This is a genomic window from Stutzerimonas stutzeri, from assembly GCF_013522825.1.
GTDB classification, from domain to species: domain Bacteria; phylum Pseudomonadota; class Gammaproteobacteria; order Pseudomonadales; family Pseudomonadaceae; genus Stutzerimonas; species Stutzerimonas stutzeri_AK.
Map to the genome: position 1 here is coordinate 117,691 of NZ_JAAMQZ010000001.1, position 15,459 is coordinate 133,149.

At 65.4% G+C, this 15,459-nt stretch carries 10 protein-coding genes; 7 read left to right on the forward strand and 3 right to left on the reverse strand.

The window, feature by feature from the left end; genetic code table 11:
- Positions 1-95 precede the first annotated feature (95 nt).
- Complete coding sequence (locus G7020_RS00565) at positions 96-4,268, forward strand: CheR family methyltransferase (protein WP_181082111.1); 4,173 nt, start codon at positions 96-98, stop codon at positions 4,266-4,268.
- A gap of 118 nt (positions 4,269-4,386) precedes the next feature.
- On the opposite strand, the gene G7020_RS00570 is transcribed toward G7020_RS00565, so the two are convergent.
- Complete coding sequence (locus G7020_RS00570) at positions 4,387-5,943, reverse strand: sigma-54-dependent transcriptional regulator (protein ID WP_181082112.1); 1,557 nt, start codon at positions 5,941-5,943, stop codon at positions 4,387-4,389.
- Between the two features lie 274 nt (positions 5,944-6,217).
- On the opposite strand from G7020_RS00570, the gene phhA reads away from it, so the two are divergent.
- The 3 genes from phhA to G7020_RS00585 all read left to right on the forward strand — a co-directional run bounded on the left by phhA (position 6,218) and on the right by G7020_RS00585 (position 8,751).
- Positions 6,218-7,003 carry a phenylalanine 4-monooxygenase gene (gene phhA / locus G7020_RS00575; RefSeq protein WP_181082113.1) on the forward strand — a complete coding sequence of 262 codons (786 nt, stop codon included), beginning with the start codon at positions 6,218-6,220 and terminating at the stop codon, positions 7,001-7,003.
- Positions 7,004-7,198: 195 nt separating this feature from the next.
- A complete protein-coding gene (locus G7020_RS00580) occupies positions 7,199-7,555 on the forward strand; it encodes a 4a-hydroxytetrahydrobiopterin dehydratase (RefSeq protein ID WP_058075199.1) in 357 nt (118 codons plus the stop codon).
- Positions 7,552-8,751, forward strand: a complete 1,200-nt coding sequence (locus G7020_RS00585) for an aromatic amino acid transaminase (RefSeq protein WP_181082114.1) — start codon at positions 7,552-7,554, stop codon at positions 8,749-8,751. The genes G7020_RS00580 and G7020_RS00585 overlap by 4 nt, the downstream gene beginning before the upstream one ends.
- 28 nt (positions 8,752-8,779) lie before the next feature.
- Here the strand turns inward: G7020_RS00585 and G7020_RS00590 are convergent, their stop codons facing one another.
- Positions 8,780-9,733, reverse strand: a complete 954-nt coding sequence (locus tag G7020_RS00590; protein ID WP_181082115.1) for a helix-turn-helix transcriptional regulator — start codon at positions 9,731-9,733, stop codon at positions 8,780-8,782.
- 175 nt (positions 9,734-9,908) lie between these two features.
- Here G7020_RS00590 and G7020_RS00595 point away from each other — a divergent pair, with 175 nt between their 5' ends.
- From G7020_RS00595 to G7020_RS00605, 3 genes are read left to right on the forward strand one after another with little or no spacing between them, the layout of a single operon-like run.
- Positions 9,909-12,068 (forward strand): TonB-dependent siderophore receptor, encoded by a 2,160-nt coding sequence (locus tag G7020_RS00595; protein ID WP_181082116.1) that lies wholly within the window; start codon positions 9,909-9,911, stop codon positions 12,066-12,068.
- Between the two features lie 58 nt (positions 12,069-12,126).
- Entirely contained in the window at positions 12,127-12,441 is a 315-nt protein-coding gene (locus G7020_RS00600; protein ID WP_181082117.1) for a DUF2218 domain-containing protein, read from the forward strand.
- On the forward strand, positions 12,438-13,373 hold the full coding sequence (locus G7020_RS00605) for an alpha/beta hydrolase (protein WP_181082118.1): 936 nt from the start codon (positions 12,438-12,440) through the stop codon (positions 13,371-13,373). Before G7020_RS00600 ends, G7020_RS00605 begins: the two co-directional genes overlap by 4 nt.
- Positions 13,374-13,490: 117 nt before the next feature.
- Here the strand turns inward: G7020_RS00605 and G7020_RS00610 are convergent, their stop codons facing one another.
- Positions 13,491-15,383 carry a methyl-accepting chemotaxis protein gene (locus G7020_RS00610; RefSeq protein WP_181082119.1) on the reverse strand — a complete coding sequence of 631 codons (1,893 nt, stop codon included), beginning with the start codon at positions 15,381-15,383 and terminating at the stop codon, positions 13,491-13,493.
- Positions 15,384-15,459: the final 76 nt, after the last annotated feature.

The window sequence follows — 15,459 nt, forward strand, 5'->3', positions numbered from 1 at the left end:
GGTAAGTGGCGGCGCGAGAGAAAGGCTCGCCACCGGGCCGCTGTTTTACCTATGCTGTCGAACCTGCATTGCCAACATAACAATACCGAATGCCGATGAATAACGGCCCAGAGCCACCCAGTCCGAAGAACACCCAGCTGGCCCGAAGCACGCTGGACTATCCCGTGGTGGGCATCGGCGCCTCGGCGGGCGGCCTGAAGGCGCTGATGACCTTCTTCGAGCACATGCCCAGCGACTGCGGCATGGCGTTCGTGATCATCCTGCACCTGTCGCCCCGGCACGAAAGCAGCGCCGACAAGATCCTCCAGAACGTCACGCGGATGCCCGTGCGGCAGGTCACCGGGCCGGTGCCCATCGAGCGCAACCACGTCTACGTGATTCCGCCGGCGATGGACCTGTCGATGAACGACGGTTACCTGCGCCTGCAGCAGCCCACCCGCGCGCGCGGGCCGCAGGTGGCCATCGACCTGTTCTTCCGCGCCCTGGCCGACGTGCACCACACCCATGCCATCGGCATCGTGCTGTCCGGCAGCGGTGCGGATGGTTCGGTCGGGCTGTCACGCATCAAGGAACAGGGCGGCGTGACCCTGGCGCAGAGCCCGGAGGATGCCGAGCATGACTCGATGCCCCTGCGCGCCATCGAAACCGGCATGGTCGACATCGTGCTGCCAGCGGCGGAAATGCCCCAGCGCCTGATGGAACTGGGCGGCAACCTTGAATCACTCATCGCCCGCAGCCACCCGATGCCGCAGCCTGGCGAAACCGGGCAGGCCGGCACGGACCAGAGCCGGACCGAAGACGAGCCTGCGCGCAGCCAGTCCCGCCCCAACGAACTGGCGTTACGCGAGATCCTCGAACTGCTGCGCAGCCGGACCGGCCATGATTTCCGGCATTACAAGCAAGCCACGGTGCTGCGGCGCATCGAACGCCGCCTGCAGGTCAACGCGCTGCACGACATGCCCGCCTATGCCAGATTCCTGCGTGCTCGGCCCGAGGAAACCACCGCGCTGCTGGCGGACATGCTGATCGGCGTGACCAACTTCTTCCGCGACCGGGAGGCCTTCGAAGCGCTGGAGCGCGACGTCGTCCCGGCGCTGTTCGAGCAGAAGGCCGAAGCCGAGGACAAATCCCTGCGGATCTGGGCCGTCGCCTGTTCGAGCGGCGAGGAAGCCTACTCGCTGGGCATGCTCTTCGCCGACCAGACGCAGCTGAGCGAGCCCAACAGCGAAATCCAGCTGCAGCTGTTCGCCACCGACATCGACGATCGCGCCCTGGAAACCGCGCGCACCGGCATCTATCCCGAAGCCATCGTGACCGATGTGCCGCCCAGCCGCCTGCGCCAGCATTTCATCAAGGAGGCGGGGCACTACCGCATGCGCAAGGAGCTGCGCGAGCGCATCCTATTCGCCCGCCACGACATCCTTCGAGACCCGCCCTTCTCCCGGCTCGACCTGATCTCCTGCCGCAACCTGATGATCTACCTGGACCGGAACATCCAGGTCGAAGTGCTGCGCATGTTCCACTTCGCGCTCAACCCCGGCGGCTACCTGTTCCTCGGTAGCTCGGAGACCGCCGACGCCTGCAGCCAGCTGTTCGAGCCGGTGGACAAGAAGAACCGCATCTACCGCGCCAGGAACCTGGGCTCGGGGGTTCGCACCAGATCCGCCTACCCTTTCCAGGCACTGGTCAGCGCCCCTGCTCGCAAGGCGCCACTCAGACAGCAGCCTAACGGCGACCGCAAGCGCTCGTTCGCCGAGGTGCACCAGCGTGCCCTCGAACAGTACGCCCCGCCCAGCGTGATCATCGATCGCAAGTCGGAAATCGTGCACATGTCCGACCGCGCCGGGAATTTCCTGCGCTACGTCGGCGGCGAGCCCTCGCTGAACCTGATCACCCTGGTCCATCCGCAGCTGCGCTCGGATTTGCGCACCGCGCTATGCCAGGCCAGCCACACCGGCAAGAGCGTCGAGGCGCGGCGGGTGAAGCTGGAGCGTAACGACCGGCACTGCTACGTGAACATGGTGGTGCGCCCCTTCCAGGACAACGAAGCCGGCGACGAGTACATGCTGGTGATCTTCGATGAAGTCGAAGATTGCATGGACGGCAGCACGCTGGAAAATCCCGACCTCAAGAACAGCGTGCTACTCCAGCTGGAAGCCGAACTGCAGCAGACCAAGGAACAACTGCAGGTGACCATGGAGCACTCGGAAACCGCCAGCGACAAGCTGCGCGCCTCGAACGAGGAACTGCAGGCGATCAACGAGGAGTTGCGTTCGGCCACCGAGGAACAGGAAACCAGCAAGGAAGAGCTGCAATCGATCAACGAAGAGCTCACCACGGTCAACTTCGAACTCAAGACCAAGGTCGACGAAACCAGCAAGATCAACGACGACCTGCAGAACCTGATCTCCTCGACGGACATCGCCACCCTGTTCGTCGACCGCGAGATGCGCATCAAGTGGTTCACGCCGCGGGCACGGGACATCTTCAACGTGATCGGCGCCGACGCCGGGCGCTCCCTGCTGGACATCACCCACCGCCTCGATTATCCGCAGCTCTACCAGGACGCCACGCACGCCTTCGAAGCGCTGCATCTGGTCGAGCGCGAGATCTGCAACCGCGACGGCGACCACTGGTACCTGGCGCGCTTCCTGCCCTACCGCACGCTGGATGACCGCATCCAGGGCGCCGTGCTGACCTTCATCGACATCACCGATCGCCGCCTGGCCGAAGAACAGCTGCGCGCCGGCGAGGACCATCTGCGGCTGCTGGCGCAGAGCACCAAGGGCTATGCGCTGATCACCATGGATTGCGACGGGCTCATCACCAGCTGGAATCGCGGCGCCGCCCATATCTTCGGTTACCGCGAAGAAGAAGTGATCGGTCGCAACATAGAGATCATCTACACCGAAGAGGACCGCCTGCTCGGCATAGCCGAAGCCGAGCGCAAACGCGCCCTGGAACAGGGCCAGGCCACCGACGAACGCTGGCACATGCGCCGCGACGGCACCCGGTGCTTCTTCAGCGGCCTGGTCAATCCGCTGGTGAACAACGACGGCCAGACCACCGGCTTCGCCAAGATCGCCCGCGACGTCACCGACGACCGGCAGCGCAGCAACGACCAGCAGAACGAGCTGCAGATCATCCAGGCGGCCAATCAGAAGAAGGACGAGTTCTTCGCCGTGCTCTCCCACGAGCTCAAGCACCCGCTCAACCTCATCCAGCTCAATACCGACCTGATCGCGCGCTCCCAGGCGGCCAAGAACATGCCGAACCTGCTCAAGGCCACGCAGGCGATCCAGAGCGCGGTGCGCAGCCAGTCACGGATCATCGACGACCTGATGGACGTCTCGCGCATCCGCACCGGCAAGCTGAAGCTCAACCTCTCCACGCTGAAATACCAGGATGTGCTCGCCAGCATCGAGGCGGTGTTCGGTCCGCTGGCCCAGGCCGAGGGCGTCACCTTCGAAAGCTTCAGGCCGGAGCAGCCGGTGTTCGTTCGCGCCGACCTGACGCGGCTGGAGCAGATCATCTGGAACCTGCTGAACAACGCCTGGAAATTCACCAAGGCCGGCGATCGCATCTGCATGGAACTCGAGCGCGATGGCGACCAGGCGCGGCTGAACGTGATCGACACCGGCGAAGGCATAGCCGCCGACTTCCTGCCCAAGGTATTCGACATGTTCGGCCAGGCCGATATGCAGCACGCCCAGCGCTCCAAGCACGGCCTGGGCATCGGCCTGGCGCTGGTCAAGCAACTGGTCGAGGCGCACGGCGGTCGTATCGAGGCCTTCTCCGAAGGGCTTGGGCGCGGTGCGCGATTCAGCGTCTGGCTGCCGATACACCTGCAGACCGAACTAGCCCTCGGCGAACAGGCCAACACCAACGAGCTGGGCGCACTGGTCGGCATCGACATCCTGCTGGTGGACGATTCGGCGGAAATCCTCGCCACCCTCTGCGAACTGCTGGAAAGCGAAGGTGCGAACGTGACCACCGCCGACGGCGGCGGTCGTGGCATCGAACTGGCCAGGCAGTCGCGCTTCGATGTGATCATCTCCGACATCGGCATGCCGGACATCGACGGTCACAGGATGATGAGCGAGATACGCAGCGACAGCCTCAATGCCGGCACCCCGAGCATCGCCCTGACCGGCTACGGCACCCTGCGCGACGTGGAGAAGGCCCAGGCCGCAGGCTTCACCTTGCACCTGCGCAAGCCGATCGACCTGCAGGCGCTGATCGACGCCGTGACTCAGGCGGTGCATTGAGCTGACCGCAGCCGCCGGGAGGGCCGCCCTCGTCGCAAAGCTTTCAGGACGTGCAACCCGACCCACCGATGGTTCCCGCGCTCCCGCGTGGGAGCGATCGAAATCTCCCTAGAGGTTCTCAGGCTTCCTTGCCAATGCCGTACTCACGCAACTTGTTGGCGATGGTGGTGTGCGACACGCCGAGCCGCTTGCCCAGCAGGCGGCTGCTGGGGTGTTGTTTGTGCAGGCTTTCCAGCACCGCCTTTTCGAAACGACCGAGGATGACAGCCAGGTCGCCGTCCAGCGAGAAGTCCCCCAGCGGCTGCGCCGCGCCGTAGCCCGGCAGGCGAATGTGCTCGGGCTTGACGGTGCCGCCCTCGCACAGCGAAACCGCCTGGAACAGGGTGTTCTCCAGCTGGCGCACATTACCCGGCCAGTGATAGCCGGCCAGCCGTTCCAGGGCCTGTGGCGAAAGCGTCGGCAACGGGCAGCCGATCTGCCGGCTGGCCTGGTCGATGAAGTGCAGCGCCAGCGGCTGCAGGCCGTCCAGGCAGTCGCGCAGCGGCGGAATATGCAGCGACAGCACGTTGAGACGGTGATAGAGGTCCTGGCGGAATTCACCCTTGGCGCACAGCTCGGACAGGTCCACCTGGGTCGCACAGATTACCCGCACGTCGAGATAGACCTCCTCGTCGCTGCCGACCCGGCGAAAGCCGCCATCCTGCAGGAAGCGCAGCAGCTTGGCCTGCAGTCGCGGGCTCATCTCGCCGACCCCGTCGAGAAACAGCGTACCGCCGGCAGTGAGTTCCAGCAGGCCCAGCTTGCCCTCGGGCCGCGCGCCCTCGAAGGCGCCGGGGCCGTAGCCGAACAGCTCGGTCTCGGCCATGGATTCGGGCAACCCGGCACAGTTGAGCGCCATGAACGGCGCCTGTCCGCGCGGGCTGGACAGATGGCAGGCGCGCGCCAGCAGCTCCTTGCCGGTGCCGGTCTCGCCCTCGATCAGCAGCGGTGCGTCCAGCGGCGCCATGCGCCGCGCCTCACGCACCACTGCGGCCATCACCCTTGAGCTCTGGAAGATGCTGTCAAAGCCGCGCAGTTCCTGCTTGCGCACGTTGTAGATGCGTTCGCCCACCCGGTCGGCGCGATGCAGCGTCAGCACCGCGCCGGCCAGCGCCTCGCTGTCGTCGTGTTCGGATTGCAACGGCGCGATGTCGGCGAGGAACACGTCACCCTTGATCTTCACCCGCAGGCCGTTGATCCGCGCCTTGTTGGCACGCACCAGCTCGGGCAGGTCGAAATCCTCGGCGTAGCGCGACAGGCTCATGCCCGGCACCTCGTCCACCCGCACACCAAGCAGCTGCGCCGCCGTACGGTTGGCCGCGACGATGGCGCCGGTCATGTCGATGGACAGCACGGGAAAATCCAGCGCCCCGAGCAGCGCGTTGAGTTCCAGCGAATGCCGCTCGCTGGGCATGAGTCCGACCTTGCGCACCTCGAATACACCAGGCAGCGCCTCGATCTTTGGCCGCAGCGCCTGCAGCTGCAGGTTCATCAGGTTCGGGCAATACAGATAGATGGCGTTGCCCTGCTCGCCACCCACCTCGCCGCGAGCCACGTTGATGCCGTAATCGACGAGCAGGTTGAGCATGTCGCGCAGGATGCCGACGCGGTTCTGACACAGGACGCGAATACGCATGGCGTAGACCTTTATTGTTGTTATGGCGACCGATACGAAGCGAAGGTCGCAAATTTTCGTCAAGAATATTTGACGACTTCGAGCACCGCCAGGGCGATTTGTTCAGGGCATGGGCAATACGTAACGCATTTCTTACAGAATCGACTGATGCACAGCGGCAAAATGCCGCAGCCACCCTCTCCCAAACGGCCCGGCAACGGGTTCGAATGGGGCATCCCAGAACAACAACGATGCCTCACAGACGCGGCCAGCCGCGTCGACCGGGAGAGCTCAGATGAAAACCACGCGATACGCCGCCCGCGAGCCGGACGGCTACGGCAACATCCACTACCCCGAGCGTGAGCACGAGGTGTGGAACACCCTCATCGAGCGCCAGCTCAAGCTGCTGCCGGGACGGGCCTGTGCCGAGTACCTGGATGGCCTCGACCAGCTCGCCCTCCCCCACGAGCGCATTCCGCAGCTGGACGAAATCAACCGCGTGCTCGCCGCGACCACCGGCTGGCAGGTGGCGCGCGTGCCGGCGCTGATTCCCTTCCAGACCTTCTTCGAGCTGCTGGCAAGCAAGCGCTTCCCCGTTGCCACCTTCATCCGCACGCCGGAAGAACTGGACTACCTGCAGGAGCCGGACATCTTCCACGAGATCTTCGGCCACTGCCCGCTGCTGACCAACCCCTGGTTCGCCGAGTTCACCCATACCTACGGCCAGCTCGGCCTCAGCGCCAGCAAGGAGGAGCGCGTCTACCTGGCGCGCCTGTACTGGATGACCATCGAATTCGGCCTGGTGGACACGCCAGCCGGCCGGCGCATCTACGGCGGCGGCATCCTTTCTTCGCCGAAGGAGACGCTCTATTGCCTCTCGGACGAGCCCGAGCATCAACCCTTCGATGTGGTCGAAGCCATGCGCACGCCATACCGCATCGACATCCTGCAGCCGGTGTACTTCGTCCTGCCGCAACTGCGCCGGCTGTTCGACGTGGCTCACGAGGACATCATGGCCCACGTGCGCAACGCCATGCAGCTGGGCCTGCACCAGCCGAAATTCCCGCCGAAAGCCGCGTAGGGTGGAAAACTGCGAAGCATTTTCCACACGTAGGTTCGGCCGCCACTAACCCGTAGGGTGAATGACGCCGATGGCTCATCCACCGTCCACGACGAGGCCTCTTCACAATGTGGCAGACCTGACGCGTGGACAAGCCTGCGGCGTTGTCCACCCTACGCTGCTTGACTCTTATCAACCTCATCACAAGGACCGATCATGACTTCTCTCAACCAAGCCCATTGCGAAGCCTGCCGAGCCGATGCGCCGAAAGTCAGCGATGACGAACTGGCCGAGCTGATCAAGCAGATCCCCGACTGGAACATCGAAACCCGCGACGGCCACATGGAGCTGGAGAAGGTCTTCCTGTTCAAGAACTTCAAGCACGCGCTGGCCTTCACCAATGCCGTCGGCGAGATCGCCGAAGCTGAGGGCCACCACCCGGGCCTGCTCACCGAATGGGGCAAGGTCACCGTCACTTGGTGGAGCCATTCGATCAAGGGTCTGCACCGCAACGACTTCATCATGGCCGCGCGCACCGACGAAGTGGCGAGCAAGGCGGAGGGTCGCAAGTGAGGCATTTCGGTCAGGTCGAACGGGTACCCGGCGACCCCATCCTGGGCCTGCTCGACGCCTATCGCGCCGATCCCAATCCGGCCAAGCTCGACCTGGGCGTGGGTGTCTACAAGGATGCCGAGGGCATCACGCCGATCCCCCAGGCGGTGAAACTGGCCGAACAGCGTTTGATCGCCACCGAGCTGACCAAAAGCTACATCGGCGGTCATGGCGACCCGCTGTTCGGCGAGCAACTGCTGCGCCTGGTGCTGGGCGAGCATTCGCCTGCACTGAGCGAAGGTCGCGCCGGCTGCACCCAGACGCCGGGCGGTACCGGTGCACTGCGGCTGGCGGGGGATTTCATCGCTAGATGCCTGCCGGGCCGCAGCCTCTGGCTCAGCGACCCGACCTGGCCGATCCACGAAACCCTGTTCGCCGCCGCGCGCCTGCCGGTGCGGCATTACCCCTACGTCGGGGCCGACAATCGCCTGGACGTCGCCGGCCTGCTCGCCACGCTGGCCGAGATTCCGCCCGGCGACGTCGTGCTGCTGCATGCCTGCTGCCACAACCCGACCGGCTTCGACCTGAGCCACGACGACTGGCGCCAGGTCCTGGAAGTAGTGCGCGCACGCGAGCTGCTGCCGCTGTTCGACTTCGCCTACCAAGGCTTCGGCGACGGGCTAGAAGAAGATGCCTGGGCCGTGCGGCTGTTCGTCGAGGCGCTGCCGGAAGTGCTGATCACCAGTTCCTGCTCGAAGAACTTCGGCCTCTATCGCGAACGCACCGGCGCGCTGGTCGCCATCACAGCGGACGCCTCATCGCTGCAGGACGTGCGCAGCCAGTTCGCCGCGCTGGCGCGCAACCTCTGGTCCACGCCGCCTTCCCACGGCTCCGCCGTGGTGGCTACCATCCTCGCCGATGAACAGCTGCGCCAGCTCTGGCAGCGCGAAGTGCAGACCAAGCGCCAGCGCATCGCGGGGCTGCGCCATGGCCTGCTCGAAGCGCTGCAGCCTTACGGACTGGCCGAACGCTTCGCACATATCGGCGCGCAGCGCGGGATGTTTTCCTATACCGGACTCACCGCGGCCCAGGTGCGACGCCTGCGCAGCGAGGATGCGGTGTATCTGGTGGAAAGCGGCCGCGCCAACGTCGCCGGGCTGGATGCCGAACGGCTGGACGACCTCGCGCGTGCCATCGCCCGGGTGGTTTCGGACTGAGCAGCCCAGCGCCGCAGCCGCTACAGCCTCAGATGCGCGCCCGCACCTGCTTGGGGCTGATGCCGAACTGCCGCTTGAAGGCCGTGGCGAAGTTGGCCGGGCTGTTGTAACCGGCCAGCCAGGCGGCCTCGTTCACGCTGACGCCATCGCGCTCCAGCGCCTGACGCGCCTGCAGCAGACGCCGTGTGCGCTGGTACTCGAACAACGTCATGCCATGCAGCGCACGGAACTGGCGCTGCAGCGTGGTGGCATTGACGCCCATCTCCCGGGCGATGCGCTCCTGCGTCCAGTCATCCGCCACGCCGCTGTCGAGCAATTCCACCAGCCGCTGCACGCGCTGATGCTCGTGCGGGCGCAGGTCGCCGCTCGGCAGCGTGTCGCCAAGGCTGACCAGCGCTTCGCAAGTGATATCCAGCGCCCGGCTTTCCAGGTACAGACGCTCTAGCAGCGGATCGTAGCCGGGCGGATTGAGCATCTGCTCGGCCAGGGTCAGCAGGCGCGCCGAGGGTTGCCAGGCGCGCGGCGCCAGGTGGCTCTGCATGAAGCGGTGCGTCGTGCCGCCGATCTCGGCTCCGGCGGCCTCGAACCACTCAGGCGTCAGGCTGATCACCAGTTTGCGGATGTGTCGGCCGCGCCGGGCCTGGCGGCGGAACAGCACCGGCTCGTTCATCGCCAGGGCCACCCCCTCGGGACGGCAGCGGCGGTCCGGCCGACCGAAAGTGAGCGGCAGGTCGCCGTAACTCACCTCGCTCTGCCCGTCGAGAAACAGCACGAACGACAGGCGCGGCCCGACGACGCTCTCGGTGACGAAGTCCTGCAGCTCCTCGTAATCCGACCAGTGCAGCGACAGCCCGTCGCGCAGTTGCAGCCAGCCCACCCGACCATAGAACAGGCGATCGTCGTCGGGCCGCGCCAGGCGCAGTCCCGGCTGGCTGGTGACGGGCAACTCGTCGCGGCGGATGAGGTGATCAGGCTGCTGCATGGCGCATATCCCCGGCAATGGAAGATCGCAAAGCAAATGTTGGCTCGCGCAAAGGCTCGGCCCACGGCGTGGTGGCAGACTACGCGCCGTTACATCTTGATGCAAATCATTATCATTATTGCGATTACGGGGACAGCCGCCAACCTGCCCCGCCACCCGCGACAGGAGCCGCCGCATGGACAGAACCACCCGCCCCTTCCTTTCCCATCGTTCCCGGCACTGGTTGCTCGTCGGCCTGCTCGCGCCCTTCCCGCTGAGCGCCCTGGCGCAGGGCGTCGTGCCGCAAAACGAGCCGGTCCAGCTGGAAAGCATCACCGTCGAGGGCAACCGCCTGTACGACATGCCATCCTCGGAAGAGAGCGGCGGCTATACGGTGGAAGCGGCGACCGTGGGCACCAAGACGCCCGCCGCGCTGCGCGACATCCCGCAGTCGATCACGGTCTACACCGACGATTACATCAAGGACCGGCAGTTCGTGAACCTCGACGACCTGGCCAAGTACACCGCCGGCCTGCGCACCCTGACCAACGACAGCGGGCGTTCGTCGATCTACTCGCGCGGCTACGAGTACGATGAATTCAACATCAACGGCCTGCCCGCACCCATGGCCAGTATCAACGGCACCGTGCCCATGCTGGCGCCGTTCGACCGGGTCGAGATCATGCGCGGGCCATCCGGGCTGTTCAACAGCACCAGCGAGATGGGCGGTATCGTCAACATGGTGCTCAAGCGCCCGACCCGTGATTTCCAGGGCAGTGTCACCGGGCGCTACGGCAGCTTCGACACCAGCTACCTGGAGACGGACCTCTCGGGTGCGCTGACGCCCTCCGGCAACGTGCGCGGTCGCACCGTGCTGGCCCAGGCCGACACCAATGGCGAGGTGGACTACAACGCGAACACCGCGCAGAACTACTACGGCGCCCTGGAGTTCGATCTGAGCGACAGCACCATGCTGTCGCTGGCCCTGCTGCACCAGAAGAAGGACATCACGCCGCACAATGGCTACCCGACCGACGCCTCCGGCAATCTGCTGAACCTGGACCGCGATACCTTCCTCGGCGCGGACTGGAACCATTTCGACGGCAGGACCACCGATCTCATCAGCGAGCTGACCCACCGCTTCGACAATGGCGGCTTCGGTCGGGTCGCCGTGCGCAGCTCGCAGCGTGACACCGAGTTCTACTACGCCTTCACCGGCAGCGCCGCGAATGCCGCCGGCAACGCCACGCTGACCAGTACCGCCCGCGACGTCGAGCAGGATGCCCTGGCCCTGGACGCCAGCTACAGCCAGCCGTTCGAGACCTTCGGCCAGGTCAGCGAGTTCGTCGTCGGCACCGACTACAAGCGCTACGACACCGACTACCGCGCCGGTGCCGCGGCCTCGTCGCTCGGTTCGATCGACGTCAACGACCCCGCCTCGTCCTCGATCCCCAAACCGGCCGTCAATTACCGCCAGCGGGTGACGAGCGATGAGAAGGAGTTCGGCCTCTATTCCAAACTGACCTTCCGCCCGGTGGAGCGCCTGGCACTGATCGGCGGCGCCCGGGTCAGCTGGTTCGATGGCGACACCAGCACCACGACGCTGGCCAACGGCGCCCGAACCAGCGGCGACGTGCGGGAAAACGCCAAGTTCACGCCCTATGGCGGGCTGGTCTTCGACCTGGACCCATGGCACTCGCTGTATGCCAGCTATTCCAAGGTGTTCAAGCCGCAGACCAACGTCGACGTCAACGGCGACATCATCGACCCACGCGAAGGCGAACAATACGAGGTGGGCATCAAGGGCAGCTACTTCGGAGGCGCGCTCAATGCCCGGCTCTCGCTGTTCCAACTGACCGACGAGAACCGCGCGGCGCGTGACCAGAACAACCTCAGCGGCACCTACTACCTGTCGATCGGCGAAGCCCGCATCCGCGGCGGCGAAATCGAAGTCAGCGGCAACCCGCTGCCGGGCTGGGAGCTGATCGGCGGCTACACCTACATGGACACCGACATCATCAAGGGTGACGCCAACGCGATATTCGAGCTGATGCCGCAGAACCAGTTCTCGCTGTGGAGCAACTACGAGCTGCAGGGCGGCCCGCTGGCCGGGCTGGGGCTGGGCGCCGGCATCACCGGCATGAGCCACTTCCAGACCGCGACTGGCATCGAAGCCCCCGGCTACGCCGTGATGGACGCCAAGCTGTCGTATCCGCTCACGCCCAAGCTGACCGCCACGCTCGACGTCAACAATGTCTTCGACCGCGAGTACCATTCGCGCGTGGGATCGGCCACCACCTTCAATTTCTACGGCCCGTCGCGTACCGTCCTGGTCGGCGCCCGCTACGAATTCTGAAGCCAACCCGAGCCGCCGACGTCCCATGAAGCCGGCGGCTTCGCCATGGAGAACAGCCATGCCCCAGTTCCACGCCGTGGTCCCCACGCCACGCGCCTCGCGCAACATGACCCGCCTGTGCAAGCACTTCGCCCACAAGGGCGAGGTGGAGATCGATGAAACCCACGCGCAGGTGGCGTTCGACTTCGGCGCCTGCCGGATGCGCGCCGAAGCCGATCGCCTGCTGATCGACTGCCAGGCCGAAGCCGGTCAGGCGCAGGAGCGGCTGCGCTTCGTCATCGCCGATCACCTCGAACGCTTCTCCGGCGAGGAAGCCCTGCAGGTCGTCTGGCAGGACGGCCCGCTGCCAGTCGCAGGCAGCGCCCTGCCATGAAGCGGCTCGCCCTGGCGACCCTCGCCGCACTGGCTACGCCCCTGGCGCCAGCAGCCGCACTCCAGGACTGGCAGCCGGTGACCCTGCCGCAGGCCGAACAGCGCATCCTGCATTCGACGCATACCGGTCGCGACTACCGCATCTTCGTCTCGCAGCCACGGCACACACCACCACCTGGCGGCTATCCGGTGCTCTACGTGCTCGACGGCAACGCCCTGTTCCCCGCGCTGGCGATCCAGGCCCAGGCACTGGAGGACCGCCCCGACCCGAAGCTGCGCCAGTCGCTGCTGGTGGTCGGCGTGGGCTATCCGGGCAATGCGCTGTACGACCTCAAGGCGCGCGCCAGGGACTACACGCCCGCCGCCGAGGATGGCCAGCGCCTGCCCGATCGCGAGCCGTCAGCCCACGGCGGCGCCGAGCGCTTCCTGGACTTTCTCGAACACGAACTCAAGCCGATGATCGCCGCGCGCCATCCGGTCGATGCGCAGCGCCAGACGCTGTTCGGCCATTCCTATGGCGGGCTGTTCACCCTCTATGCGCTGCTCAACCGACCGCAGGCGTTCAACGGCTACGTCGCGGCAAGCCCGTCGATCTGGTGGTATCAGGGCTATATCGAACGCACGCTGGCAACCTTCGAAGCACGCGCCCGGCAGCAACCGCTGGACGCCCGCCTGCTGCTCACCGTCGGCAGCGCGGAAGAGCCCGCCGCAGACGACCCGCTGACCGACCCACGCCAGCGCCACATGGCCGAGCGGCGCATGATCGGCAACGCGCGGGACCTGGCCGAACGACTGGAATCCACACCGGGACTGAAAGTCGGCCTGCGCATCAACGCCGGTGCCAATCACGGCACCAACGGGCAACTCAGCAGTGTGCAGGCCCTGGAGCTGGCGAGTTCAGGATTGGGGAGCGAGACGAAGGCGGAGAATTGATCGGTTACTGGGCTTAGCGAAGCGCCGGGAGGGTATCGGTTTCGCGGCGTGCGCTAGCCTTGCCCCATCGCACCATGCGAGGTGCCACTCGCCAATTAATGCGCGAGCGTCCGCTCCCTATATCCGGAAGCTGCCTACCAGGTGCTTCAGCCGCTCGGCCTGCTGTTCCAGGTCGTTGCAGGCGCGCAGGGTGGATTGCAGGTTCTCCACGCCTTCCTGGTTGAGGGTGTTGATCTCGGTGATGTCCATGTTCAGCGACTCGATCACCGAGGTTTGCTCTTCGGTTGCCGTCGCCACGGACTGGTTCATGCCGTCGATCTCACCGATTCGCTGGGTGACTTCGCCCAGGCGTTCGCCGGCCCGGTCGGCAATGCTGACGCTGTCCTCGCTCTGCCGCTGGCTGGCGGCCATGTTTTCCACCGAGGCATGCGCGCCGACCTGCAGTTCTTCGATCATCTGCTGGATTTCCTGCGCCGAACTCTGGGTGCGATGGGCGAGGTTGCGCACCTCGTCCGCCACCACCGCGAAGCCCCGGCCGGTCTCGCCTGCCCGCGCGGCCTCGATGGCGGCGTTGAGGGCCAGCAGGTTGGTCTGCTCGGAAATGCCCTGGATCACTTCGAGGATGTGGCCGATGTCCACGGTCTTGGCATCCAGCGCTTCGATCTCGGCGCTGGACGCTCTGATCTTCTCGGACAGCTCGCGCATGGCGGCGATGTTCTGCTGGACGACCTCGCGCCCGTCCTCGGCATCCTGGCGCGCGCCGCTGGCCTGTAGCGAGGCGTCGGCCGCGTTGCGCGCGATTTCCTGGGCGGCGGCGCCCAGCTCGTTGATGGCCGCTGCCACGCTGTTGGTACGGCTGGCCTGCTCGTCGGAATTGACCATCGAGGCATTCGAGGCGTTGAGCACGCGTTGCGCCACTTCGTGGACCGCCTGCGTCGCCGACGAGACCTCGCGAATCGAGCCGTGGATACGCTCGACGAAGCGGTTGAAGGATGTCGCCAGTTCACCGAATTCGTCGCGCGACTGCACATCGAGCCGACGGGTCAGGTCGCCCTCGCCTTCGGCGATGTTGGCCATGGCGCGGCCCATGTCGGTGAGCGGACGCATCAGCACGCGGATGAGCATGCCCAGCGGCACCAGGATGAAGACCACGGCAACCGCGGTCACGATCAGCGCCGAGGTACGGAAACTCGTCAAGCTGGCATAGGCCTTGTCGCGGTCCAGGGAAATGCCGACGTACCACTCCACCGAGGGCAGGCCGGTGACCGGGCTGAAGCTGAGAACACGGGCATTTCCATCAAGGCTGGCCTCGCTGTAGCGACTGTCCAGACTCGGCGTTTCCTGCGGATAGGCCTCGCGCAGGTTCTTGCCCACCATGTCCTGGTCGGGGTGCACCAGAACGTCACCTCTGGCGCTGATCAGAAATGCATGGCCCATGCCGCCGAAGTCCAGCGCATTGATGATCTCGATCAGCGTGTCGAGGGCGAGATCGCCGCCGACGACACCCAGCGTCTGGCCATGGCTACGCACCGGTGTGGCGAGCGTCATGACCAGGCCACCCAGGCCGGCGTCGGCGTAGGGCTCGGTCAGGGTCGAGCCGCCAGCGGACACCGCGTCCTGATACCAGGGCCGTGTACGCGGGTCGTAATCGGTCGGCAGCTCTTCGTCTTCGGGCCGCATCAGGTACTGGCCTTCGACGCTGCCAAAATAGGTGAACAGGAACGTCTCGGTGAAGGCCTTCTGCTCGAACAGGCGCAGGACGCGCCGGGGATCGCTGTCGTTGCCGACGGTCTGCGCCGCGCCTTCGATCAGCAGGAGGCGACCGCTCAGCCAGTTCTGAATGTTGTCCGCCGTGATATCGCCCATCGCCTTCAGGTCGCTTTCGAGACCTGCACGAATGGTATTGCGCTGCTGGTAGTCGTTGTAGAGCGTGAACAGTGCAAACGCAGCGGTTACCACCAGACACGCCGCCAAGAGGATCTTCTGGCTGAACTTGAGACGACTGAACATGGGAGCCCCCGCATACAAACCGATCCGTGTGGTGGCTCCTGCCGACAGTTCTTCCCTGGTTCCAAACTCTTCGGCC

Coding starts and splice junctions, on each gene's coding strand:
- G7020_RS00565 (WP_181082111.1), top strand. CDS start 96: ATGAATAACGGCCCAGAGCCACCCAGTCCGAAGAACACCCAGCTGGCC.
- G7020_RS00570 (WP_181082112.1), bottom strand. CDS start 5,943: ATGCGTATTCGCGTCCTGTGTCAGAACCGCGTCGGCATCCTGCGCGAC.
- phhA (WP_181082113.1), top strand. CDS start 6,218: ATGAAAACCACGCGATACGCCGCCCGCGAGCCGGACGGCTACGGCAAC.
- G7020_RS00580 (WP_058075199.1), top strand. CDS start 7,199: ATGACTTCTCTCAACCAAGCCCATTGCGAAGCCTGCCGAGCCGATGCG.
- G7020_RS00590 (WP_181082115.1), bottom strand. CDS start 9,733: ATGCAGCAGCCTGATCACCTCATCCGCCGCGACGAGTTGCCCGTCACC.
- G7020_RS00595 (WP_181082116.1), top strand. CDS start 9,909: ATGGACAGAACCACCCGCCCCTTCCTTTCCCATCGTTCCCGGCACTGG.
- G7020_RS00600 (WP_181082117.1), top strand. CDS start 12,127: ATGCCCCAGTTCCACGCCGTGGTCCCCACGCCACGCGCCTCGCGCAAC.
- G7020_RS00605 (WP_181082118.1), top strand. CDS start 12,438: ATGAAGCGGCTCGCCCTGGCGACCCTCGCCGCACTGGCTACGCCCCTG.
- G7020_RS00610 (WP_181082119.1), bottom strand. CDS start 15,383: ATGTTCAGTCGTCTCAAGTTCAGCCAGAAGATCCTCTTGGCGGCGTGT.